23 protein-coding genes and 1 riboswitch are annotated in these 21,692 nt (G+C 35.3%); of the genes, 7 read left to right on the top strand and 16 right to left on the bottom strand.

What is annotated here, in order from left to right; genetic code table 11:
• The first annotated feature begins 224 nt into the window (after nt 1-224).
• The gene (locus tag HCJ50_RS01300; RefSeq protein WP_185346332.1) at nt 225-2,393 is read left to right on the top strand and encodes an ATP-dependent Clp protease ATP-binding subunit; all 2,169 of its coding nucleotides are present in this window, start codon (nt 225-227) and stop codon (nt 2,391-2,393) included.
• 109 nt (nt 2,394-2,502) lie between these two features.
• On the opposite strand, the gene HCJ50_RS01295 is transcribed toward HCJ50_RS01300, so the two are convergent.
• Both HCJ50_RS01295 and HCJ50_RS01290 read right to left on the bottom strand, forming a co-directional pair.
• The gene (locus HCJ50_RS01295) at nt 2,503-3,027 is read right to left on the bottom strand and encodes a GrpB family protein (RefSeq protein WP_185346334.1); all 525 of its coding nucleotides are present in this window, start codon (nt 3,025-3,027) and stop codon (nt 2,503-2,505) included.
• A gap of 131 nt (nt 3,028-3,158) precedes the next feature.
• Nucleotides 3,159-3,626 carry a methylated-DNA--[protein]-cysteine S-methyltransferase gene (locus HCJ50_RS01290; protein ID WP_185346336.1) on the bottom strand — a complete coding sequence of 156 codons (468 nt, stop codon included), beginning with the start codon at nt 3,624-3,626 and terminating at the stop codon, nt 3,159-3,161.
• Nucleotides 3,627-3,809: 183 nt separating this feature from the next.
• Between HCJ50_RS01290 and HCJ50_RS01285 the strand changes: the two genes are divergently transcribed.
• Nucleotides 3,810-4,841: an acyltransferase family protein gene (locus HCJ50_RS01285; protein ID WP_185346338.1), complete on the top strand. Its 1,032-nt coding sequence runs from the start codon at nt 3,810-3,812 to the stop codon at nt 4,839-4,841.
• Between the two features lie 30 nt (nt 4,842-4,871).
• Nucleotides 4,872-5,240 carry a DUF4064 domain-containing protein gene (locus HCJ50_RS01280; protein ID WP_185346339.1) on the top strand — a complete coding sequence of 123 codons (369 nt, stop codon included), beginning with the start codon at nt 4,872-4,874 and terminating at the stop codon, nt 5,238-5,240.
• Nucleotides 5,241-5,320: 80 nt separating this feature from the next.
• On the opposite strand, the gene HCJ50_RS01275 is transcribed toward HCJ50_RS01280, so the two are convergent.
• From HCJ50_RS01275 to HCJ50_RS01220, 12 genes are all read right to left on the bottom strand, one after another.
• On the bottom strand, nt 5,321-6,646 hold the full coding sequence (locus HCJ50_RS01275; RefSeq protein ID WP_185346541.1) for a TrkH family potassium uptake protein: 1,326 nt from the start codon (nt 6,644-6,646) through the stop codon (nt 5,321-5,323).
• Between the two features lie 52 nt (nt 6,647-6,698).
• The gene (locus HCJ50_RS01270; protein WP_185346341.1) at nt 6,699-7,466 is read right to left on the bottom strand and encodes a TerC family protein; all 768 of its coding nucleotides are present in this window, start codon (nt 7,464-7,466) and stop codon (nt 6,699-6,701) included.
• 102 nt (nt 7,467-7,568) lie between these two features.
• Complete coding sequence (locus HCJ50_RS01265) at nt 7,569-8,336, bottom strand: TerC family protein (protein WP_185346343.1); 768 nt, start codon at nt 8,334-8,336, stop codon at nt 7,569-7,571.
• A 98-nt stretch (nt 8,337-8,434) separates the two neighbouring features.
• A riboswitch (yybP-ykoY riboswitch) is annotated at nt 8,435-8,540 on the bottom strand.
• A 79-nt stretch (nt 8,541-8,619) separates the two neighbouring features.
• Nucleotides 8,620-9,981, bottom strand: coding sequence for an MATE family efflux transporter (locus tag HCJ50_RS01260; RefSeq protein ID WP_185346345.1), 1,362 nt, complete (start codon nt 9,979-9,981; stop codon nt 8,620-8,622).
• A gap of 53 nt (nt 9,982-10,034) precedes the next feature.
• Nucleotides 10,035-10,460 carry a MarR family winged helix-turn-helix transcriptional regulator gene (locus HCJ50_RS01255; protein WP_185346347.1) on the bottom strand — a complete coding sequence of 142 codons (426 nt, stop codon included), beginning with the start codon at nt 10,458-10,460 and terminating at the stop codon, nt 10,035-10,037.
• Nucleotides 10,461-10,564: 104 nt separating this feature from the next.
• A complete protein-coding gene (locus HCJ50_RS01250; RefSeq protein WP_185346349.1) occupies nt 10,565-12,133 on the bottom strand; it encodes a peptide chain release factor 3 in 1,569 nt (522 codons plus the stop codon).
• Nucleotides 12,134-12,214: 81 nt separating this feature from the next.
• A complete protein-coding gene (locus HCJ50_RS01245; protein WP_185346351.1) occupies nt 12,215-13,069 on the bottom strand; it encodes an ABC transporter permease in 855 nt (284 codons plus the stop codon).
• A complete protein-coding gene (locus HCJ50_RS01240) occupies nt 13,062-13,973 on the bottom strand; it encodes an ABC transporter ATP-binding protein (RefSeq protein WP_185346353.1) in 912 nt (303 codons plus the stop codon). Before HCJ50_RS01240 ends, HCJ50_RS01245 begins: the two co-directional genes overlap by 8 nt.
• The gene (locus HCJ50_RS01235) at nt 13,970-14,398 is read right to left on the bottom strand and encodes a DUF3021 family protein (protein ID WP_185346355.1); all 429 of its coding nucleotides are present in this window, start codon (nt 14,396-14,398) and stop codon (nt 13,970-13,972) included. The genes HCJ50_RS01240 and HCJ50_RS01235 overlap by 4 nt, the downstream gene beginning before the upstream one ends.
• Complete coding sequence (locus HCJ50_RS01230) at nt 14,395-14,841, bottom strand: LytTR family DNA-binding domain-containing protein (protein ID WP_185346357.1); 447 nt, start codon at nt 14,839-14,841, stop codon at nt 14,395-14,397. The genes HCJ50_RS01235 and HCJ50_RS01230 overlap by 4 nt, the downstream gene beginning before the upstream one ends.
• 132 nt (nt 14,842-14,973) lie before the next feature.
• The gene (locus tag HCJ50_RS01225) at nt 14,974-15,450 is read right to left on the bottom strand and encodes a glutathione peroxidase (RefSeq protein ID WP_185346359.1); all 477 of its coding nucleotides are present in this window, start codon (nt 15,448-15,450) and stop codon (nt 14,974-14,976) included.
• 12 nt (nt 15,451-15,462) lie between these two features.
• The gene (locus HCJ50_RS01220; RefSeq protein ID WP_185346361.1) at nt 15,463-16,515 is read right to left on the bottom strand and encodes a M42 family metallopeptidase; all 1,053 of its coding nucleotides are present in this window, start codon (nt 16,513-16,515) and stop codon (nt 15,463-15,465) included.
• Nucleotides 16,516-16,655: 140 nt separating this feature from the next.
• On the opposite strand from HCJ50_RS01220, the gene HCJ50_RS01215 reads away from it, so the two are divergent.
• Nucleotides 16,656-18,125, top strand: a complete 1,470-nt coding sequence (locus HCJ50_RS01215) for an LM6179_1298 family efflux MFS transporter (protein ID WP_185346363.1) — start codon at nt 16,656-16,658, stop codon at nt 18,123-18,125.
• Nucleotides 18,126-18,170: 45 nt separating this feature from the next.
• Here HCJ50_RS01215 and HCJ50_RS01210 read toward each other — a convergent pair whose 3' ends face one another.
• The gene (locus HCJ50_RS01210; RefSeq protein ID WP_185346365.1) at nt 18,171-19,190 is read right to left on the bottom strand and encodes a branched-chain amino acid aminotransferase; all 1,020 of its coding nucleotides are present in this window, start codon (nt 19,188-19,190) and stop codon (nt 18,171-18,173) included.
• 217 nt (nt 19,191-19,407) lie between these two features.
• On the opposite strand from HCJ50_RS01210, the gene HCJ50_RS01205 reads away from it, so the two are divergent.
• Together HCJ50_RS01205 and HCJ50_RS01200 are read left to right on the top strand one after the other, a co-directional pair.
• Nucleotides 19,408-20,157, top strand: coding sequence for an alpha/beta hydrolase (locus tag HCJ50_RS01205; protein WP_187127461.1), 750 nt, complete (start codon nt 19,408-19,410; stop codon nt 20,155-20,157).
• 16 nt (nt 20,158-20,173) lie between these two features.
• Nucleotides 20,174-20,608 (top strand): GNAT family N-acetyltransferase, encoded by a 435-nt coding sequence (locus HCJ50_RS01200; RefSeq protein WP_185346369.1) that lies wholly within the window; start codon nt 20,174-20,176, stop codon nt 20,606-20,608.
• A 37-nt stretch (nt 20,609-20,645) separates the two neighbouring features.
• Here HCJ50_RS01200 and rpiA read toward each other — a convergent pair whose 3' ends face one another.
• Nucleotides 20,646-21,320 carry a ribose-5-phosphate isomerase RpiA gene (rpiA, locus tag HCJ50_RS01195; RefSeq protein WP_185346543.1) on the bottom strand — a complete coding sequence of 225 codons (675 nt, stop codon included), beginning with the start codon at nt 21,318-21,320 and terminating at the stop codon, nt 20,646-20,648.
• A gap of 205 nt (nt 21,321-21,525) precedes the next feature.
• Between rpiA and HCJ50_RS01190 the strand changes: the two genes are divergently transcribed.
• Nucleotides 21,526-21,672 carry a teichoic acid D-Ala incorporation-associated protein DltX gene (locus tag HCJ50_RS01190; RefSeq protein WP_185346371.1) on the top strand — a complete coding sequence of 49 codons (147 nt, stop codon included), beginning with the start codon at nt 21,526-21,528 and terminating at the stop codon, nt 21,670-21,672.
• The last annotated feature ends 20 nt before the right edge of the window (nt 21,673-21,692 follow it).

Below are 21,692 nucleotides of genomic sequence, written 5' to 3'. Positions count from 1 at the left end.
AAGCTTAAATTCCAAACTGTATTTTGCCATACAAAAAAACCTCCAAAAGTTAGATTTTCAGGTCCAACTTTTGGGGGTCAGCTCAAATTCAGAGGCTTTTTTTTCAAAAAAAATAAGCAAAATACTTGAAAGTCAAAATAGGTCAGTATATAATAAACACATAAGGTCAAAGTTAGTCAAAGTCAAGGCCTTCTATTCTCATTTTTAAAGGAGGAAGTTAATTTATGAATTGTGAAAGATGTAATCAAAATCAAGCGACAGTCCAATTATATATGAATATTAACGGCAAACGTGTTGAAATGCCACTTTGCGCGTCTTGTTATGCCGAAGTTAGAAATCAAGCAAATTATGGAGGAAATGAGTTTTCAACAGGTGGTAGCTCACCGTTCGATGATATTTTCCGCCAACTAAGTGGTGCTGCTAATCAAGCAAACCAAGCGCAAAGAAATCAAGCACAAGTGCAAACCCAAACTGGAAATGATGGCAATGGTTTACTAGATGAATTTGGTACCAATTTAACAGATATGGCAAAAAACAATCAATTAGATCCAGTGATTGGTCGGGATAAAGAAATTAAACGTGTTATCGAAATATTGAATCGTCGTAATAAAAATAATCCTGTGCTAATTGGTGAACCAGGTGTTGGTAAAACTGCCGTTGTTGAAGGTCTTGCGAATGCCATCAATTTAGGAGAAGTACCTACTAAATTACTAAACAAAGAAGTCATTTTACTTGATGTAGCTTCTCTTGTTTCTGGTACTGGTATCCGTGGTCAATTTGAAGAACGAATGAAACAATTAATTAAAGAGTTACAAGATCGTAAAAATACAATTTTGTTTATTGATGAAGTGCACACTATTGTTGGTGCAGGATCTGCGGAAGGTTCAATGGATGCTGGAAATATTTTAAAACCAGCACTTGCACGAGGTGATCTACAAATGATTGGTGCAACTACGCTTAAAGAATATCGCACCATTGAAAAAGATGCAGCACTTGAACGTCGCTTCCAACCAGTGACTGTAAATGAACCAACTACTGATGAAACTTTAATTATTTTAAATGGTTTAAAGGATAAATATGAAGAATTCCATGAGGTTGTATACTCTCCAGAAGCTTTAAAAGCAGCCGTAGAACTAAGTACACGCTATATTCAAGATCGTCATTTGCCAGACAAAGCAATCGATTTAATGGATGAAGTTGGTTCTAAATATAATCTTGCTATCGAAAAACTAGATGAAAATACGATAAGCGAACGTGTTGCACGTCTAGAAGTAGAAAAAAATCAAGCTCTTCAAATGGAAGACTACGAAAAAGCAGCAAAAGTTCGTGATGAAATTTCTCGCTTAGAAGAAAATAAAACAAATAACAATTTCTCCGAGCGTTCTGTAATTCAAGCATCCGATATCCAAGCAATTATTGAAGAAAAAACAGGAATTCCAGTCGGTCGTTTACAAGAAAATGAACAATCAAAAATGAAAAACTTAGAAAGCAACCTATCTGGAAAAGTAATTGGACAAGCTGATGCCGTGAAAAAAGTAGCAAAAGCTATTCGTCGTAGCCGTGTTGGCTTAAAGGCAAAAAATCGTCCAATTGGTTCATTTCTTTTCGTTGGACCTACCGGAGTCGGAAAAACAGAATTAGGCCGGACACTTGCACGTGAATTATTCGGTACGAGTGAAGCAATGATTCGTTTAGATATGAGTGAATTCATGGAAAAACACAGCGTTTCTAAATTAATCGGTTCTCCTCCAGGCTATGTTGGTCATGAAGAAGCAGGACAATTAACCGAAAAAGTTCGTCGTAATCCGTACAGTATTATTCTATTAGACGAAATTGAAAAAGCACATCCAGACGTACAACATATGTTTTTACAAATTTTAGAAGATGGTCGTTTAACTGACTCTCAAGGTCGCACAGTTAGTTTTAAAGATACTGTCATCATTATGACAAGTAATGCCGGAACCACTGACACAGAAGCTTCTGTCGGCTTTAACACGACAACTGATGCTAAACTTGAAAAAGGTTCGGACATTCTTGCAAAATTAGGCGCTTACTTTAAACCAGAATTTCTAAATCGTCTAGATAGTGTCATCGAATTTAAATCACTCGAAAAAGCTGATTTAGTACAAATCATCGACTTAATGCTTATTGATTTAAATACAATGCTAGCAACAGAAGATGTGGCTATCGATGTTTCCCAAGAAGTAAAAGAACATTTAATTGAACTTGGTTATGATCCTAAATTTGGTGCTAGACCTCTTCGCCGGACAATCCAAGAACATTTAGAAGACGTAATTGCTGACAAATTAATCGATCAACCAGAAGCAAAAAAACTTAGCGCAACGCTTGATGGTGCTAAAAATATTGTAATAAGCGAACAAGCTACTGTATAATGCAAGCCTAAAATAGAAACGAAAACATCAATAAAAAAAGCAAGAATCTTGTCTATTCCATTTTCTAAAAATGGTTCTATACAATGATTCTTGCTTTTTTATGTTTATTTTAATTTTGATATGTTTTCCAATGTTTTTTTAATGCCAATGCTTCATGATTTTTTATAAATAAATCTTTTCCATCACAATACCCCTCAATATCAGTTGAGTATTTTTGAGCAAGCGCCTTTTTTAATTCTGCATATTCATTAGCAATCTCTTTATTTTCTCTTAAATAATCTCTAAAAGAAAGATGGCGTTGTATTTCTGATATACTATCAAATTGATATGCGTGGATTTGATGTGTTCGAGTATCTCCGCCTTTTCTCATATATCTCCTGCCAGGAAGACCAAACTCTCCCATGTATTCATACCCGATTTTTTCAAATTCTGTCCTTGCATTATCTAATTGGGCTAGGTCATTTACAACCAATAGTATATCAATTATTGGTTTGGCACTTAAATTTTCTACGGAAGTACTTCCAATATGAGCAATTAGCACTTCATTTTTTTCAATAATTTCTCTAATAATGCTCTTTTCTTCTTCAAAAAGCGTTTTCCAGTCACTTTGATAGTCAACTATTTCTACTTTCATTAGACGTCTCCCCTCTCTCCTACTTTTGTAATAGAATTTCTTTTCATTTTACTCTAAATTCTCCATAAAGAAAATGGCTCAAAAAAGCATTTAAACAACTTTATTATCAAAAATTACACTATTCACTGATTTTAGTATGTTTCTAGTGCCAATAAATATTGTTTTTTATCAATATCAGTTCCATTATATCCGCCAAGTTCCCCGTTACTTTTTACACACCGATGGCAAGGAATGATAATCGGAATTGGATTGGCGCGATTTGCTTGCCCTACTGCTTGAACCGCTTTAGGACTCCCAGCGGAAATGGCAATATCTTTATAACTCACAACTTCTCCATATGGTACCTCACTTAAGGATTGCCACACTCGCTTTTGAAAGGGTGTCCCAACAAGTATTAACGGTAAATCGAACTGCTTTAATGCACCGTCAAAATAAGCTTCTAACTGCGTCACTAAATTCGTATAGATTACTTGCTCGGTTTGCCCTCCAGCAACTATCTCCCAATTAGACGGTTCATCGTATGAAATGCTTCTTATTCCTTCTGATAATATACTAATATATAAAGTTCCTACTGGTAAAGCCATTGTTTGTTTTAGCATAAAATAGTCATACCTCCCGTTCATTTTTATTTCTATAACGATAGCATGCCTTAAAAAAATCCGCAAACAAGTGTCATCGTTCATTAATATTTGAGATATTTTGTTATCCAACTGTTGGTTAATCGTTACAGAATTTAGGGAAAACAAAAACAGGTAAGTTCAACATAGAAAGGATTGTTCGTTATGGTAAGCACCGCACAAAAACGGGAAAGCTATTTTGATAATGCCAAATTCATTTTGATTTTTTTAGTGGTTTTTGGCCATTTTCTTCAAACATTTATTGCAGAATATGCTAGTGTTCGTGTTTTATATATTTATATTTACACTTTTCATATGCCTGCCTTTATTCTTATATCTGGCTTTTTCGCCAAAAGTTATGGTAAGCCCGGTTACTTGAAAAAAATGATGAAAAAGCTAATTTTACCTTATGCTTTTTTTCAATTGATTTATAGTATTTTCTATTATTTTTTACTAAATAAAGATAACCTATCTATTACTTTTTTAGATCCTGAATGGTCTCTTTGGTTTTTGCTTAGTTTATTTTTTTGGAATTTAATGTTGCTTGTTTTTGCTAGAATGAAACCATGGAAATCGGTCTCATTAGCTCTATTTATTGGACTAGCAGCGGGATATTTTGATGTCATTGGTGGATATCTTAGTTTATCCCGGACACTTGTTTTCTTCCCATTCTTTTTAGTAGGCTTTTTTTTAACAAAAGAACATTTTTACTTTCTTAAAACACATTTTGTTACTATTATGAGCGGGATTTTCATTATATTATTACTTATTTTTATTGCTTTAAATCCCAGTTTAAATGATAAATGGTTTTTAGGTTCTAAACCTTATGCAAATTTTGTTGAAGTAAAATCTTTAGGACTGTTTATCCGCTTTTTAGTTTACTTCATAAGTTTTTGCTCCATTGCTGCTTTTTTTAGTTTAGTTCCAAAGAAAAAGCTATTTTTCACTAAATGGGGTAAAAATACGCTTTATGTTTATTTACTTCACGGTTTCTTTATTAAATTCTTTCGTGAAGGAGGTCAAATAGAGTTCCGACATAGTCCGTCTACTTTTTTCTTATTATTCGCTTCCACTTTCGCTTTAACCATTTTACTATCCAGTCGACTAGTCAAAACATTTGTTCAGCCAGTAATTGAACTTCGAACTTCTATGATACATGATGTGTTTAGTAGACTTACAAAGCGGGAAAGTTATTAAAGATATAGAATGAAAAAAGGAGGCTTTATTATGGAATCGAGAAAACCAGAAATTATTATTGGATTGATTGGCTCTATTATTGGTATTTTTGTTGGATTTTGGATTATTAATTATGGAGATAATGTAACAGATTATATTCAAACTTTTACTTATTTGCCCGGTAATATAGGTGATGAATTAGCAAATCTTGGGTGGATTACCTTAATTGCATCTGTTGTTGCGCTAATTGCTTCATTGCTAATTAAATCAGCGCCGCGTGGTTGGGGAGTTATCTTAGTTATTATTGGAATTGTATTATTCTTTATTATCGGTACAGCATGGGTAGTATCTGGTATTTTAATTACTTTAACTGGTTTAATGGGCATTTTCAGACAACCAACACCTAAATCAAAATATTAAAGACAAATCCCTGATCTCATTGGTCAGGGATTTTTTCATGCAAAAAACCTCTCTGCTGCGAACGGCAGAAAGGCTTTTTATTAACCAGTAATTATCTTCTCTTTCGGTAAACGAATAGCATTTTTAGGTTGATTTTTATTTCTTAAACTTAGCATTGAATACATAATTCCAACCCGACCAATAAACATTAATATTATGATAATTATTTTCCCTGGTGTTGATAAATCTGGCGTTAATCCAACTGATAAACCACTAGTACCAAACGCCGAAAATACTTCAAATATCACAGCACTTAGTGGCGCTTGCTCTGTTTGCATTAAAATAACCATTGCCGAGATACATAGGAAGCCTGCAACAAGTGTTACTGCAAGCGACTTTCTCACGTCTTCTTGATGCAATTCTCGTCCAAAAATATAAACATGCTTGCGACCGCGAATCACTGAATAAATAAATAAAATCGTAATAGCGAAAGTCGTCGTTCGTATCCCGCCCCCGACAGAACTTGGTGAAGCACCGATGAACATCAAGAAAGATACGAGTAGCAAAGTGGAGACGGAGAGCGCCCCATTGTCAATCGTTTGTAATCCGGCACTTCGAGAAGTCGCAGATAAAAACATGGAGTTAAAGAAGCCAAAGTCCCAAGTCTTCCCACTAAAGAAATGATTGTACTCAAATAGCCAAATTAATAAGCCTCCAGCAATTAGTAACACAAAATAGGTCAATGTCGTTACTTTTACAAATAAAGAAAAGCGGAATGGAATTAATGTATTTTTTTCAAATAAAAATTTTCGAGTTTCCAGTAATACCGGAAAACCAATCGCTCCGGCAATAATGAGTAAAATAGAGACAAATTGTACAAAATAATCATTCGCAAATGGAATCAGTGATTTCCCAGTAATATCAACTCCGGCATTTGTTACTAGCGAAACCGAGTTATACAATCCTTGGAACATCGCATCACCAACATTAGGATAAAGTGGAACAAAATAAATCCCCAAAATAAGTGCACCTATTAACTCAATCCCAAAAATAAGCATTAGAATTTCTCTTAACATCCTTACCATACCGCTCATTGTAAATTGATTAGTATCTGTCATAATAAGCTGTCTTTGTTTTAAACCAATACGTCTTTTTAAGATTAAATAAAAGAAAGTACTAATCATCATCACGCCGAGTCCGCCAATTTGGAAAATCGCCATTAAGACCCAGATTCCGGCTGTACTGTAAGTTTGACTAACATCCACTGTTGCAAGACCCGTTACACTAACAGAACTTGCCGCCGTGAAAAGCGTATCAATAAATGACACTTTAACCCCTTTTTGTAGCGTAAACGGCATGCTAAGAACAATGGTTGAAATTGTAACAGCAAAAAAGTAATATGTGATAATGACTTGAACTGGTGTCATACGTGCTAACACAAGCTTTAATCTTCTACGCAATTTTACTTCTTGATCATATTCAAATTCTTTTGTTTTGTTTCTCTTTTTTTCTCGCAATGATATAACCACCCAAACCTATTATTATCATAACCGACCAAAATGTCAGCTTCCAAACAGCTGAATCTGGAAAATCTTCTGGAATGATGGCAACTGAAGGATGTGCAAGTGTTAAAACCGCCATTTTCACCCCTACCCAACCAACAATTAAAAATGCGGCTGTTTCTAAGGTAGGATAGCGTTCTAATAATTTTACTACTTGGGTAGCTGCAAAACGAATAACAACTAACCCGGCAATTCCCCCAAGGAACATAACAATAAATTGCCCACCATTCATTCCACCTATTTCAAAGTTGCCCAAATCTGGTAAAGTAACGACTAACGCAGCTGCCGCTAACATCGAATCTAGCGCAAATGCAATATCTGTTAACTCCACTCGGGCTACTACACCCCAAAAAGAAGTAGATTTTGCATTCGCCACTTCTTTGACATCCTCTTGCTTACCTTTTTTCAGTTTCCACATATGTTTAATTGCTAAATATAACAAATAAATGGCGCCAATAGCTTGAATTTCCCATATTTTCACTAAAAATGAAATTAAAAAAAGTGCAATAAATCGGAAAACAAATGCACCAACTAGCCCATAAAATAATGCTTTTCGTTGTTTTTCATGTGGTAAACCTTTAACTATTACAGCCATCACTACAGCATTGTCTGCTGAAAGAATTCCTTCTAAAATAACTAACACAAGGAATACTAAGGCATATTCACCCCAAATAGAAACATCCATCTTTCCTCCACCATCCTTCTACTCTATCATAAAAATGTGTTTTCGGCACCTTGTTGTATGTAAAACCAGAAGTACAAAAATGCACTTCTGGTTTTTTATTATTTAGTTAGTAGTTTCTGTCTTTTTCTTACTACGATATGATACAAACCAGCCCCATATGATAATTAGAATCATTACACCCCAGAAAATAAGTTTCCAAAGCGTTGACTCAGGGAAGCTATGTGGAATAACACCAAGACTTGGATGAGCTAATGTGTAAATAACTAGCTTCACTCCTACCCAACCAACTATTAAAAATGCGGCAGTTTCTAGACTTGGATAATTTTTCAGTAATTTAACAAATTGCGTTGCTGCAAAACGAATAATAATTAATCCGACTAAGCCGCCTAAGAACATAATCGCGAATTGCCCAGTATCAATTCCACCAATGTGACCCCACCCAGTTTCTGGAAGTGTAATCGCAAGTGCAACAGCAGCAAGCATCGAATCAATCGCAAAGGCAATATCCGCAATTTCTACTTTTAAAACGGTCATCCAAAAACCAGAACCTGCTTTTTCTTTCTTTTCTTTTTCTCCATCTTTACCTTTTGCATGCTTCCAAATATGGCTAATTGCAATATATAGTAAGTATGCGGCACCAAGCGCTTGAACTTGCCAAACGTTTGCCAAAAAGGAAATAAGGAATAGTGCCCCAAACCGGAAGACAAATGCCCCCATAAGTCCATAAAATAATGCTTTTTTCTGTTGTTTGTCTGGGAGATGTTTGACCATAACCGCCATAACCACGGCGTTATCTGCTGCCAGAATCCCCTCAAGACCGATCAGGACAAGTAACACCCAACCGTATTCTAAAATCATTGCTGTATCCACTAATAAATTTCCTCCTTTATTCTATAAAAAATGTCAAAGATCTCCTAATTTAAAGAAACAAAAAAGCGAGACCTGCCCATAAAGGCAAAGGTCTCGCTAACATTTAAAAATTAAATGTGATAAAACCGATGATATCTCTACCATGTAATGACGACTTTATCCTGATTAAAAAGCTAATCAGCGCTACTCCCCTCTGACATTTGTCAAAGAACGATATATGATTACCTAGAAAATAATACCATAATTTAGAAGAGCTCGTCAACTATATATTCTCACAAACTTTTTAAACCGCTAAATCTTTGGCTTTTGTACTACTAGCGATTTTTATATTGTAAATTGTGAAAAGTGTCACACCGATAATACAAGTGAGGATTTCTGTTGCAGTTAACGACCAAATAACGCCAACTAAGCCAAAATAATGCTGTCCCAACATAATCACTGGAATAAAAATAATCCCTTGCGAAACAGACATAATCGTTGCTGGAATCGCTTTTCCAATTGCTTGGAACGTACTTGTGAAAAGACCAGTAAATCCACTAAATAAGGAGGAAATCAACATCGCAACCATAATGTGCACACCAAGCATGATGACACTTGGACTTTCACTAAATAAATGCATCACTTGAAAACGGAACAAAAATACCAAACTTGAAATAACTAAGACAATAAAGCCGATACTTATCGCTGTAAAACGAATTGCTTTCTCAAATCTAGCAATATTTCCTGCACTATAATTATAAGCTAACAGAGGAATTATCCCCATATAAAGCCCCATACAAATAAATTCAGGTAATTGTACGACGCGAAGTGCTACCCCAAAGCCAGCCACAACTCCTTCTCCGTAACTAATCGAATAATAGTTTAAAATTAAGGTAGTTACAATTAGGAATAATGATAAAAGCAGTTCGGAAACGCCAATTTTAAATACATTGCTAATCATCTCTTTAGTAACCCGAAACCATTTAAACTGGATGGATAAATAAGCACTTTTTTTCTCTAAGTACCAAGCGTAGTAAACAAGAGAAACGGCACTTGCTACGCCAACCGAAACCGCAGCTCCAACCACATTAAAATCAAAATATAAAATCAATAGCGGATCAAAAATCAAATTAACGATAGTGCTAATAAACATTCCGTTCATCGAAATTTTCGAAGCACCTTCCGCACGAACCACTTGCTCTAGCGCAAAATTGGCAATAATAAACGGACTACAAATTAATAGTGCTAACGTATAATTTTTGGTGTGTAAAAAGCTTGCTGCATCTGCTCCAAGAAAGTGAGTTACTGGATTAATCATTAATCCCAAGATGATTGCACAAAGTATTCCTAACGCTAAACTACCATAGAGTACAAACGCCGAAACCGCTCTAGCCTTGCTGTTTTCTTTTTTACCAAGTAAGCGAGAAATGTAAGTTCCGCCACCAACACCAAACATATTTCCAATTGCCATTAAAATCGTAAACATTGGAAGTCCAAGTGTTACCGCAGTTAGCATTGAGGTGTCGTGAAGCATGCCGATAAAAAAGGCATTAATTATATTATAGATAACACCGACTGACATCCCAAGCATCATCGGGATGGATAAATGTGCAATTGCTTTTGGGATGCTCGCTTTTGTTAAATAAAATTCATCTGTTTGTTTCATGTTATTTCCTCCTGTTAAATTAGTTAGAATTCTAACTATATAGTTAAATTTTTTCAATCTGAATTATCATCAATTTTGCTAAGTAGTGCGATTAGCGTTTTATATTCCTCGGCTGATAATACTTTTTTTGCCTTATCATCTTCTCGCGGAAAGAATGCATTAAATTCATCTACAATCTCCTTCCCTTCTTTTGTTAATATCACGACTTTTTCTCGACCATCGCGGAGACTTGGCTTACGCGTGATTAGCTTCTTTTTTTCCAAGCCTTGAATCAAACTAGTAATACTCGCGCCACGTGTTTGGAAGATTTTTTGAAGATCTTTTTGGATAATTTCATTCGCATCATTATCATTTAAAAATCCAAGTACTCTAGCCTGTTGTGCTGTTAATCCAAATTGAGCCACTTTGGCATCCATTTTGCGCTTTGATTTAATCATTATCGAGCGAATAAGTGTATCCATCGTCTTCTCTCTTCTCATACAGCTGCCTCCTTATTAATTAGAATTCTAACTAATTATAGCGCGATTTTTAAAATTGTCAAGCAAAAAAAACCTATTTGCTAAAAACAAATAGGTTGCGACTTTTATAGTAAAGAAGTTAATTCAATATCTGGATTTTTATCATTAAACCAATTGATTGCAAACTCATTCTCAAATAAGAATAATGGTTGGTCGAAGCGATCTTTCACTAGCATACTTCTTGCAGTGGAAAGTTTTTCATCCGCATCTTCTTCTTTTACCCAACGAGCAATTTTCTTCCCGATTGGCTCCATCCTAATTTCCGAATTATACTCCCCGCGCATCCGATGTTCGAATACTTCAAATTGCAACTGACCAACAGCTCCAATGATGTATTCTTCCGTACGCCAAGTTTTGAACAACTGTATGGCACCCTCTTGAACGAGTTGTTCAACACCTTTATGAAAATGTTTTTGTTTCATGACATTTTTCGCATAAACACGCATAAATAATTCTGGTGTAAATTGTGGTAGTTTCTCAAATTCTAATTTTTTGCTACCATTCGTAATAGTATCACCGATTTGATAATTTCCTGTATCATACAAACCAATAATATCACCAGCCACAGCCCGATTAACAGTTTCCCGATCATCTGCCATAAACTGAGTAGAGTTAGCTAGCTTAATATTTTTTCCAGTTCGAGTTAACGTCACATTCATCCCACGCTCAAATTCCCCAGAACAAATCCGAATAAAAGCGATACGATCACGGTGAGCTGGATTCATATTTGCTTGAATTTTAAAGATAAAACCTGAAAACTTCGGATTATCCGCTTCAATAATACCCTCGTTTGATTCATGGCTTGATGGAGATGGGGCAAAGTCAACAAAAGTCCGTAAGAATGTTTCTACTCCAAAATTAGTAAGCGCACTTCCAAAAAACACTGGCGTTTGCTCTCCAGAAATAATTCGTTCACGGCTAAAATCGTTACCCGCTTCATCTAGTAGCATAATCTCTTCCAAAGCTTGATCATAGTAAAGGGAACTCTGAATAGCATGCCGTTCTTTCAAATCACCGTCTTCCCCAAGTGGCAAGAAACGCTCCTCTTCTTCTGAACGATATTGCTCAATCACCTGGTGATAGCGGTCATACAGCCCAGCAAGCTCTTTCCCCATACCAATCGGCCAGTTCATTGGATATGATTCAATTCCAAGAACTTCTTCTAACTCCGCAAGTAATTCCAGTGGCATTTTCCCTTGACGGTCCATTTTATTAATAAAAGTAAAAATCGGAATTCCACGCATTCGACAAACTTTAAATAGTTTTAGTGTTTGTGCTTCAATACCTTTCGCCGCATCAATTACCATTACTGCGCTGTCAACTGCCATTAAAGTCCGGTACGTATCTTCACTAAAGTCAGAGTGACCTGGTGTATCTAAAATATTAATTCTTGATCCTTTATAATCAAATTGCATCACAGAACTCGTTACGGAGATTCCACGTTGTTTTTCAATTTCCATCCAATCACTTGTCGCAAATTTTCCAGATTTCTTTCCCTTTACTGTCCCTGCTGAACGGATAACGCCACCAAATAGCAATAATTGCTCTGTAATGGTCGTTTTTCCGGCATCCGGGTGAGAAATAATCGCAAATGTTTTGCGTGAAGCAACTTCTTTTTGCAAATCTTGACTCATTGTTTTTTTCCTCCTAGATTCATTCACATTTCATAAGTATAGCATAACTAGGAGTATTTCGGCTGTTTTTTTATCCAAAAATTATTTTGTTTGTCGTTTCATTAGAATCACTGATAATATACCAAAAATGAGTGCAAACCCTACTAAAATAAGCAAACTTAGCGCCATTGCTACATTATTATCCCCCCAATAAATTGTCACACCAATCATTTCTTTCGTCGTTTTGAGCGCTTCCGCATTACCTGAAAAAACTTGTTGCAATGGCTCTTTCGTCATAATTTCACGAATAGCCGATGCTCCGTATGTAAACGGGAAACACTTCATAATTGTTTGTACAGTATCTGGAAGTGAACCAATTGGCAAATAAATCCCAGCGATAAAACCAATAACTGTACCTACAATAGTAGAAACAGAACTAAACGCACTCGCTTTTTTTACCAAGCTAGTGATAAAAAACATTATACTGCTACAACAAAGCACATTAATTAACATAATACCAATTAAACTCAGCCAACTGTCCAGTGGTAAAATTACTCCACCTGTCAACCAAATATACATTTCTCCAACAAATAAAGTCACTAACGAAAGCAAAAAAGAAGCAATCAGCCCACTAGCAATATAGCTTAAAACAATTCGCCATCTTGATGCAGGAGAAATCGCAAAACTTCGAGCGATACTTAATTCTTCATCGTGAACTTTCAAAGAAAACACGGCTAACGATACAGTCACAGGCGTAATCGATAAAATCCCAGCAATTACCCAAGTATTAACTAATTCTGCAACTCCTATCGTTTTCTCGGATGCTTCTTTAAACATTTGTTCCATATTGTTTCCTAAAAAAATCGCGTATAAGCCAATAATAATTAAAATCGTCAGTAACGACATAAAAACAGAAGTTCGATCACGAAAATATAGTTTTAAATTTCGACTAATCATTAGAATCCTCCTTAATCATCGAAATAAAAGCATCATCTAAATTCCCTTTAATCACCTCAAAAGAGCTATACAAGCCTGCTGTTCGGTTTAATAGTTCCAAAATTCCGACTTTTCTTTCTGTAATATCTACCTGCATAGTTCCTTTTGATAACTGAAATGGCAAATTGGCTTTTTCAATAATTGGCTGAAGTCCCGCTACATTAGCCTCATAAAAGAAAATTTTATCCATGGAAAAGCGATTTCTAATATTAGCTGGTGTCCCTTGTGCAATGATTTTCCCTTTATTAATAACAGCCAACTGGTCGGCATCGCTTGCTTCTTCTAAATAATGAGTTGTCAAGAAAACAGTTATTCCAAATTGTTCCCGTAAATAATCAATAATCTTCCAGACACTCACCCTTGTTTTCGGATCAAGACCAGTTGTTGGTTCATCCAGTAGTAAAATTTCTGGATCATGCATAATCGCCCTAGCAATTTCCGCCCGCCGTTTTTGTCCACCAGATAATTTTCCAAAACGACGATTTAAAATATCCTCAATCCCCATAATCGCAGAAACTAACTTAAGTCGTTCGGAAATTTCCGCTTGAGTCTTTCCATATAAACTTGCTCTATTATACAAATTTTCTTTAACAGTCAATAAATCATCCAAAACATTCTCCTGAAAAACAACCCCTAATTTTTGCCGGAAAGCAGTTCTGTTCTTTGCAGTTAATTTTTCACCATCAATAAAAATGGCTCCAGATGTTGGTTCACTTTCGGTACAAATCATACTAATCGTTGTTGATTTACCCGCACCATTCTCACCAAGAAAGGCGAATAACTCTCCTTTTTCAACTTCCAAATCAATTCCTTTTACTGCTGCCACTTTTCCATAGTTTTTAACGACATTTACTAGTTTTATCATTGTTTCTCCTTTTCTCGCATTGCTGCTAGTTTTTGATTGATTTCATTGCTTACTTTCACTGCTTGCATATGGAAAAAAAGATACATAATAAGAAAGGTAATGCAAACAGATCCGAAAATAATCAGAAATCCATTAATTGAATCATACCAATTAAGCATCCAGCCAATTCCTAAAATCGCTGCTTCAATAAAAAGAAAGAAAATAATTATGCGAAAACGGAAAGTTTCTTTTACTTTCTTTGATTCTTTAAAAAGTAGTTCATCCACAACGACCACGATAATACTAAAAAGAATTAATACAAAAACGTCTTGAATTGGTACCCCATCCATTTTAGCCAGAAAAGTATAAGAAAAAGTTGTTGTTAAAATGGAGCCTGTAAAAATAATACTAAAAGTTTGGACAAGTTGTACGACTTTTCCACTCATTTCTTTTTCCCTCCAATCTGCAATTTTTGTTTTAACACTTTCGCATATTGCCTAGAAATAATGACTTTTTCATTGTTTAACAAGCGCGCTTCCAATCTGCCATTAAACCCAGGAGCAACTTTTTCAATCCATTTAATATTTAAAATCATTGACTTTGAACATCTAAAAAAAGAGCTTTCATTAAATCGTTCTTCTAATTCATACAATTTCCAATTAGTTTCATAAACCTCTGTTTCAGTGTAAACAAAAATTTTATTTTCGACAGCTTCAAAATATAAAATAACATTCGGTTCGAGCAAGTAGGTTTCCGCATCTTTTTTCACAGAAATTTTTTCTTTTAAATTGGAAACAATATTAGTTACCTTATCGACATCATTTGGGTGGCAATGTATGTCCACTTCGCCAACCGTCCTGCTATTATCCTGTTTCACCCGAAATTCCATCTGGCCACCGCCTCTCTATTTCATTATAAATAGTCTTATAAAAACTACAAGCTAATATTAGTAACCTGCATTTTATCCTCCTTAAGATGCAAAAAAACTCGGTATAATGTTGCTACCGAGTTTTTCTATCTATTATTTTACATTTGCAACCAATGCTGCAACTTTGTCCTCAAAATCTTCTGGTTTCATTTTTGAAGGAAAGCGTTCAACTACATTCCCATTTTCGTCAATTAGAAATTTAGCAAAATTCCATTCTATTTTCTTTCCACCAGTTTGCTCTGTTAAATATTTATAAAGTGGTGTTGCGTCTTTGCCTTTAACCTTAATTTTAGAAAACATTTGGAAGGTCACTCCATAATTCATTTGGCAAAATTCCAAAATTGCTTTGTCACTACCTGGATCTTGGTGTAAAAATTGATTGCACGGAAATCCAAGAATCTCAAAATGATCTCCGCCAAGCTTTTTGTACATTGCTTCAAGACCTTCTAACTGAGGTGTTAAACCACATTTACTGGCTGTATTAACGATTAATAATACTTTTCCTTTATAATCACTTAGCGTTATATCTTTGCCATTCATTGCTTTTTCAGAAAAATCGTGAACATTCATGATTTGTTCCTCCTATTTTAATATATTCGAAAATAAATATGCATAGACTAATTTTTCTGTATGGTAAAGTGAATCGCGATGAGTTCGTTCGTATGCGTGACTTGCATCAACACCTGGGCCGATTAGACCATGTACAATATCATTTCCAGCATGGATTGCAGCACTTGCATCAGAAGCATAATACGGGTAAATATCTACTTTATAATCAATGTTATTTTTTTCAGCAAGTTCCACTAAATGTTTACGTAATCCTAAATGATATGGACCACTACCATCTTTGGCACAAATGGATACTGTATACTCATCAGATGTTTGTCCGTCTCCTAGCGCTCCCATATCTACAGCCAAATATTCCACTGTTTCTTCTGGAATGTTAGAGTTTCCACCATAACCAATTTCTTCATTATTAGAAATTAAAAAATGGGTTGTGTGCGGTAATTCCAATTGATTATCATTGATAAAATCAATTACTTGTAATAAAATCGCGACACTTGCTTTATCATCTAAATGGCGAGATTTAATATATTCATCATTAATTATTTGTGTTCTTGGATCAAAGGAAACAAAATCTCCCACTTCTATCCCTAGTGCACGAACACTTTCTGCATCCGAAACTCGCATATCTAAACGAACTTCCATATTTTTTTCATTACGCTCTGCTGTTCCTGCATCTTTATATACATGAACAGAGGTTTGATGCATTAGAATCGTTCCATTATATACATCGCTATTACTTGTTTCAATCGTACAATATTCTCCTTCAATCGCATTAAAACGGTATCCACCAATTAAACTTAAAAGCAAGCGACCATCTGCTTTAATTTCTTTCACCATGGCACCAAGCGTATCTACATGAGCAGTTAACATCCGCTGTTTTGTATCATCTTTACCAGCAAGAGTGACAATTAAACCACCCTTATTATTTAATTTATACTGGATTTTGGAGGCAGCTAAGTCCTTCGCAATCGTTTCAATAATGTTCCCAGTATTTCCAGTTGGACTTGGGATAGATGTTAATTTAGTAATTCTTTCCATTGTTTTGTTTGTATTTGGTTCGTAAGTCAAAAAAATTCCTCCTTTAGTTCGCTTTTCTCTACTTTATTATAGCGCTTATCCGAATAAATCGCATTTCTAATGACCAACTTTTTTCCCACTTTCCTTCTTTTCTATGCTATAATTCGGTAGATGAAAAGGGAGGGAATTTTTTGGAACAAACAAAAGTGAAAGCCGTTACCATCGCCGTATTTGTAGCCACATTTATGGCAGCTATTGAGGGTACCATCGTAAGTACTGCGATGCCAACGATTGTAAGTCAGTTGGACGGTATAGAGTTAATGAACTGGATTTTTTCTGTTTATTTACTAACATCCGCAGTGACAGTTCCGATTTATGGAAAACTATCTGATCTGTATGGACGAAAAAATATTTTTGTGATTGCGACAATTATTTTTATTATTGGTTCATCACTTTGTGGATTTGCACAAAATATGGAACAATTAATTATTTTTCGCGCAATTCAAGGTATTGGTGCAGGCGGTATCTTACCTTCGACTATGACGATTATTGCCGATGTCTACCCATTTGAAAAACGAGCAAAAGTACTTGGATTTATGGGTTCTGCATGGGGAATCGCTGGCGTATTTGGACCGTTAGTAGGTGGTTTTTTAGTTGATCAACTTTCTTGGCACTGGATATTCTTTATTAATGTACCAATCGGACTTTTAACTATTTTACTCATTTTACTTTACTTACGTGAAAATGTGGAGCATGTGAAGCTACCCATTGATTTTCTTGGCGCTTCGTTATTTACAGTTGCGTTACTTGGATTGTTATTTGCCCTTCAACGAGCAGGCGAATCGCTCAACTGGACAGAACCACTCGTTGTTATATTGTTTGTCATTTCTATAGGATTATTTATTGCTTTTTATTTTGTGGAAAAAAGGGCTCAAGATCCAATTATGCCATTTGTTTTATTTAAGAATCCCGTTGTTTTAATCGGTAATTTAATTGGCTTTTTAATTAGCGCCTTTTTAATTGGAATCAATGTTTATATTCCTATGTGGGCACAAGGAATGCTTGGACACGGTGCGACCATCGCTGGATTTATGTTAGCGCCACTTTCCGTCACCTGGATTATTGGCTCTTTCATAGGTGGAAAATTATTAATGACCCTAGGAAACCGCCATACTGTTGGACTTGGGGTTATAATTACTGCCATGAGTGGATTAATTCTTGCTTTATTCCCAGCTAGTACAAATGATATTTTCTTCTATTTAAATAGTGCCTTTATGGGATTTGGCTTTGGAATTATCTTTACTACTACTACAGTGACAGTTCAAGATGCTGTACCGAGGTTTCAAACAGGTATTGCGACCGCCTCCAATACGCTTTTTAGAACAGTTGGTCAAACAATTGGTGTAGCAGTCTTTGGTACCATTTTCAACTCTGTACTAACTAGTCAATTCCGTGAAGTTGCTGGAAGTGAAGTAAATCGTGACAATTTAAACCAATTAATCAGTCCACAAACTTCTGGAAATGTCAGTGCCAATCTTGTTGAACCACTTCGAGACATTCTATATAGTGGACTTCATATGGTTTTCTGGGTGATGTTTGCTTGTTGTATTGTTAGCTATATTTTACATTTCATCTTACCTAAAAAACATATTTCTGGTTAAAATTAAAAACAGGGTTGGCGCTACGTGTGCGCCAACCCTGTTTTCTTATTTCACTTTATAAATCCAGTTTTCAGGTGCTTCAATATCCCCAAATTGAATTCCGTATAATTCATCAAATAATTGTTTTGTTACTGGTCCTACTTCTGTTTCACTATAAAAAACGTGGAAGTCATCTTTTGTTTGAATTCCTCCAATAGGTGTAATAACAGCTGCAGTCCCGCAAGCCCCAGCTTCTTTAAATTCATCTAGCTTATCAATAAATACATCGCCCTCTTCTACTTCAAGCCCTAAACGATGCTCTGCTAGATAAAGCAATGAATATTTTGTAATACTTGGCAAAATGGATGGAGAATATGGTGTAATAAATTTATTGTCTTTTGTAATTCCAAAGAAATTCGCAGCTCCAACCTCTTCAATTTTTGTATGTGTAGCTGGATCTAGGTAAATACAATCACCAAAATTACGAGTTTGTGCATTTTTTCCTGGTAACAAACTAGCAGCATAGTTACCACCTACTTTTGCTGCACCAGTACCATTTGGAGCCGCACGATCATAATCCGAAACGATAAAGTTCGTTGGCGTCATTCCACCTTTAAAATAAGGTCCTACTGGTGAACAAAAAACAGAGAAAATATATTCTGGTGCAGCATGTACACCAATATTATCACCAACACCGATAACAAATGGACGTAAATAAAGCGTTGCACCTGAACCATATGGAGGTACAAATTCTTCATTTGCTCGAACAACTTGCATACAAGCATCAATAAATTTTTCAGTTGGAATATGCGGCATTAATAAACGCTCACAACTTTTTTGAATTCGAGCAGCATTACGGTCTGGGCGGAAAAGATTAATCGAACCGTCCTTACAACGGTATGCTTTTAAGCCTTCAAAGCACTGTTGGCCATAATGAAGTGCTGTAGATCCCTCACTAATATGTAGCGTGTTATCTTCTGTAAGTGAACCTTCATCCCATTCCCCGTCTTTCCAATAAGAAATGTAACGTTTATCCGTTTTAATATAACTAAATCCTAAATTGCTCCAGTCAATATCTTTACTCATTCAAAATCCCCACTTTCTATCATAAAAACTGAATTATTGTACGTTCCAGTATAGCACATTAAATAGCAATATTGCAGTGAAGTAAGGTCAAAAGAAAAGTTTTTTTCTATAAATAGGCAAAATGTTCTTCTTTTTATTAGTTTCATGCTAAAATAGAGTAACTTTTCAAAAAACAATCCACTTAATAGGAAAGATTTCTAGAAAGGAGAGAATGAAAATGACAGCTCACAAAATGTTCGATGAAAAATTTTATAGTAAGACGCTAGGAGAGGAACTAGATTTAATTATTTGCTTACCGCCAGATTTTTCGCCTCTATATAAATACCCATTATTTATCGTGCAAGATGGCAAAGATTATTTTCAGTTTGGGAAATTAGCTAGAAACGCAGAAGAACTTGCGCTAAATGAGCAAATTCAAAAAGCTATTTTCATTGGCATTCCTTACAAAACTGTCATAGATCGTCGGGAAAAATATCATCCAGATGGTAAACAAAACGATGCTTATATCCGCTTCTTAGCTTTTGAACTCATTCCTTATCTTGAAGAGCGCTTTCCTTCTTTCCAAATGCCAACTAGTAGATTCCTAATGGGTGACTCACTAGGTGCTTCTGTATCATTAAAAGCAGCCTTATTATTCCCGTTCACATTCGGTAATGTTATTTTACACTCACCTTACGTGGATGAGGCCATTCTTACGCTAGCAAAAAAAGCAGATCCTTCCAAAATGAAAATTTATCATATCATCGGTGATAAAGAAACCGCAGTGGAAACAACTGGTAATGAAGTACTTGATTTTCTTTCACCAAATAAATCATTAGAACAAATATTAACCTCTCGTGAGTTTGATTATTATTTCCATGTATTTAATGGCGATCATCGCTGGAAATACTGGCAGCCTTTCATCAAAGAATCGCTTCAATTTATGTTGCCAGTAAATACATTCGACTTAGAAAGCATGCGTGCATAAGAAAGGACGAAATATATTGACTGTAAAAAAAGTAATAGATGAAGTAGGTAAACAAGCTGCACTCAAAATCAGAAATGATGTTTTTGTTGTTGAACAAAATGTTGATCCAGCGCTAGAATGGGACAAATTTGATGAAATGGATTCCGTTGTTATGTTTGTCGACTATGCAAAGGACGGCACGCCACTTGCAACCGGCAGATTTCGCGAGCAAGACGGCTATGGCAAAATCGAGCGTATCTGTACACAAAAAATCGCTCGGGGTTCTGGTAGCGGACGTAGCATCATGGAGGCAATTGAAAACGAAGCAAAAATGCGCGGCTTAACTAAATTAAAGCTAGGCGCACAACTAACTGCCATCCCTTTCTATGAAAAACTTGGCTATGAAACTTGTTCAGATATTTTTCTAGATGCAGGTATTAAACATAAAGAAATGAAAAAAACATTAAATTAATCAAAAGTAGTTATTTCTTTTATTATAGAAGAAATAACTATTTTTTTATGATTTCTATTTCTCCGTTTTCCTTTCCACAAATTACAATATCCACATAATTTAAAAATAGCCCATGTTCTACAATTCCTGGAATTTGCGCTAACTTTTCTTGCCAACTCACTGGATTCGTATAGATTTGATTGATAATATCCAAAATATAATTTCCATTATTAGTTTGATAAACTTCTTCATTTTCTTGCTTGCGAAGTTTAGTTTGAATCCCTTCTTTTTTCAGTGTTTGTTCGATTTGTCTCCAACCAAAAGGAACAACTTCTATCGGTAACGGAAATTTGCCCAAGGTATCAACTAGCTTATCTTCACCGACAACCCAAATATTTAACAAACTTGCTTCTGCCACCATTTTTTCACGTAAAAGTGCCCCACCCCCGCCTTTTATTCCTTGAAATTGCGTATCCACTTCATCGGCTCCATCAATAGTTAGATCAATCATCGATACATCATTTAACGATTTTAAAGGTATTCCTAAATTTCCTGCTTGCTCTGCTGTTTGTTCTGAAGTAGCGACTCCTGTTATATTCAAACCATTTTGCACCATTTTCCCTAATTTTTCAATCGTGTAGTAAACCGTACTCCCAGTGCCAAGACCAATAATCATTCCATCCTTTATCCATTCACACGCCTTCTCACCAGCAATTCTTTTCTGATCCATTATTTTCCTCCTCCATTCTTACCAAAAACACAGTATTCTCTATGGTTTTTATTATACCCTCACTGCTTCCAAACGCAAAACAAGTAAATTATTTCAACCTTACAAAAATGTAATTAGACATTTGAAGTCAAATGTATTACAGTAAACTAAGTATTAAGGTTTAATTTTAATATTTGTTACACAAACGAAATAATAATGAGGTGGATTTATGAATAAAATAAAGCTATTTCTAAATCATCCGGCAACCATTTTCACTTTAAAAACTTGTTTTTACTTTGCAATATTGCTTGGATTACTATGGTTTTATGGCTTCAAAAACCCTGAAGGCGCTAAATTTATTTACAATGAATTTTAAAAAAGAAAGGACTGTGTAAG

The organism is Listeria immobilis, from assembly GCF_014322765.1.
GTDB classification, from domain to species: Bacteria; Bacillota; Bacilli; order Lactobacillales; family Listeriaceae; genus Listeria; species Listeria immobilis.
The sequence above is the reverse complement of the archived record's forward strand: the minus strand, read 5'-3'. Positions and strand labels throughout refer to the sequence as shown.

What these genes read in the sequence shown, in the direction of transcription:
- HCJ50_RS01300 (WP_185346332.1), top strand. Translation starts at nt 225, where the DNA reads ATGAATTGTGAAAGATGTAATCAAAATCAAGCGACAGTCCAATTATAT.
- HCJ50_RS01295 (WP_185346334.1), bottom strand. Translation starts at nt 3,027, where the DNA reads ATGAAAGTAGAAATAGTTGACTATCAAAGTGACTGGAAAACGCTTTTT.
- HCJ50_RS01290 (WP_185346336.1), bottom strand. Translation starts at nt 3,626, where the DNA reads ATGCTAAAACAAACAATGGCTTTACCAGTAGGAACTTTATATATTAGT.
- HCJ50_RS01285 (WP_185346338.1), top strand. Translation starts at nt 3,810, where the DNA reads ATGGTAAGCACCGCACAAAAACGGGAAAGCTATTTTGATAATGCCAAA.
- HCJ50_RS01280 (WP_185346339.1), top strand. Translation starts at nt 4,872, where the DNA reads ATGGAATCGAGAAAACCAGAAATTATTATTGGATTGATTGGCTCTATT.
- HCJ50_RS01275 (WP_185346541.1), bottom strand. Translation starts at nt 6,646, where the DNA reads ATGACACCAGTTCAAGTCATTATCACATATTACTTTTTTGCTGTTACA.
- HCJ50_RS01270 (WP_185346341.1), bottom strand. Translation starts at nt 7,466, where the DNA reads ATGGATGTTTCTATTTGGGGTGAATATGCCTTAGTATTCCTTGTGTTA.
- HCJ50_RS01260 (WP_185346345.1), bottom strand. Translation starts at nt 9,981, where the DNA reads ATGAAACAAACAGATGAATTTTATTTAACAAAAGCGAGCATCCCAAAA.
- HCJ50_RS01255 (WP_185346347.1), bottom strand. Translation starts at nt 10,460, where the DNA reads ATGAGAAGAGAGAAGACGATGGATACACTTATTCGCTCGATAATGATT.
- HCJ50_RS01250 (WP_185346349.1), bottom strand. Translation starts at nt 12,133, where the DNA reads ATGAGTCAAGATTTGCAAAAAGAAGTTGCTTCACGCAAAACATTTGCG.
- HCJ50_RS01245 (WP_185346351.1), bottom strand. Translation starts at nt 13,069, where the DNA reads ATGATTAGTCGAAATTTAAAACTATATTTTCGTGATCGAACTTCTGTT.
- HCJ50_RS01240 (WP_185346353.1), bottom strand. Translation starts at nt 13,973, where the DNA reads ATGATAAAACTAGTAAATGTCGTTAAAAACTATGGAAAAGTGGCAGCA.
- HCJ50_RS01235 (WP_185346355.1), bottom strand. Translation starts at nt 14,398, where the DNA reads ATGAGTGGAAAAGTCGTACAACTTGTCCAAACTTTTAGTATTATTTTT.
- HCJ50_RS01230 (WP_185346357.1), bottom strand. Translation starts at nt 14,841, where the DNA reads ATGGAATTTCGGGTGAAACAGGATAATAGCAGGACGGTTGGCGAAGTG.
- HCJ50_RS01225 (WP_185346359.1), bottom strand. Translation starts at nt 15,450, where the DNA reads ATGAATGTTCACGATTTTTCTGAAAAAGCAATGAATGGCAAAGATATA.
- HCJ50_RS01210 (WP_185346365.1), bottom strand. Translation starts at nt 19,190, where the DNA reads ATGAGTAAAGATATTGACTGGAGCAATTTAGGATTTAGTTATATTAAA.
- HCJ50_RS01205 (WP_187127461.1), top strand. Translation starts at nt 19,408, where the DNA reads ATGACAGCTCACAAAATGTTCGATGAAAAATTTTATAGTAAGACGCTA.
- HCJ50_RS01190 (WP_185346371.1), top strand. Translation starts at nt 21,526, where the DNA reads ATGAATAAAATAAAGCTATTTCTAAATCATCCGGCAACCATTTTCACT.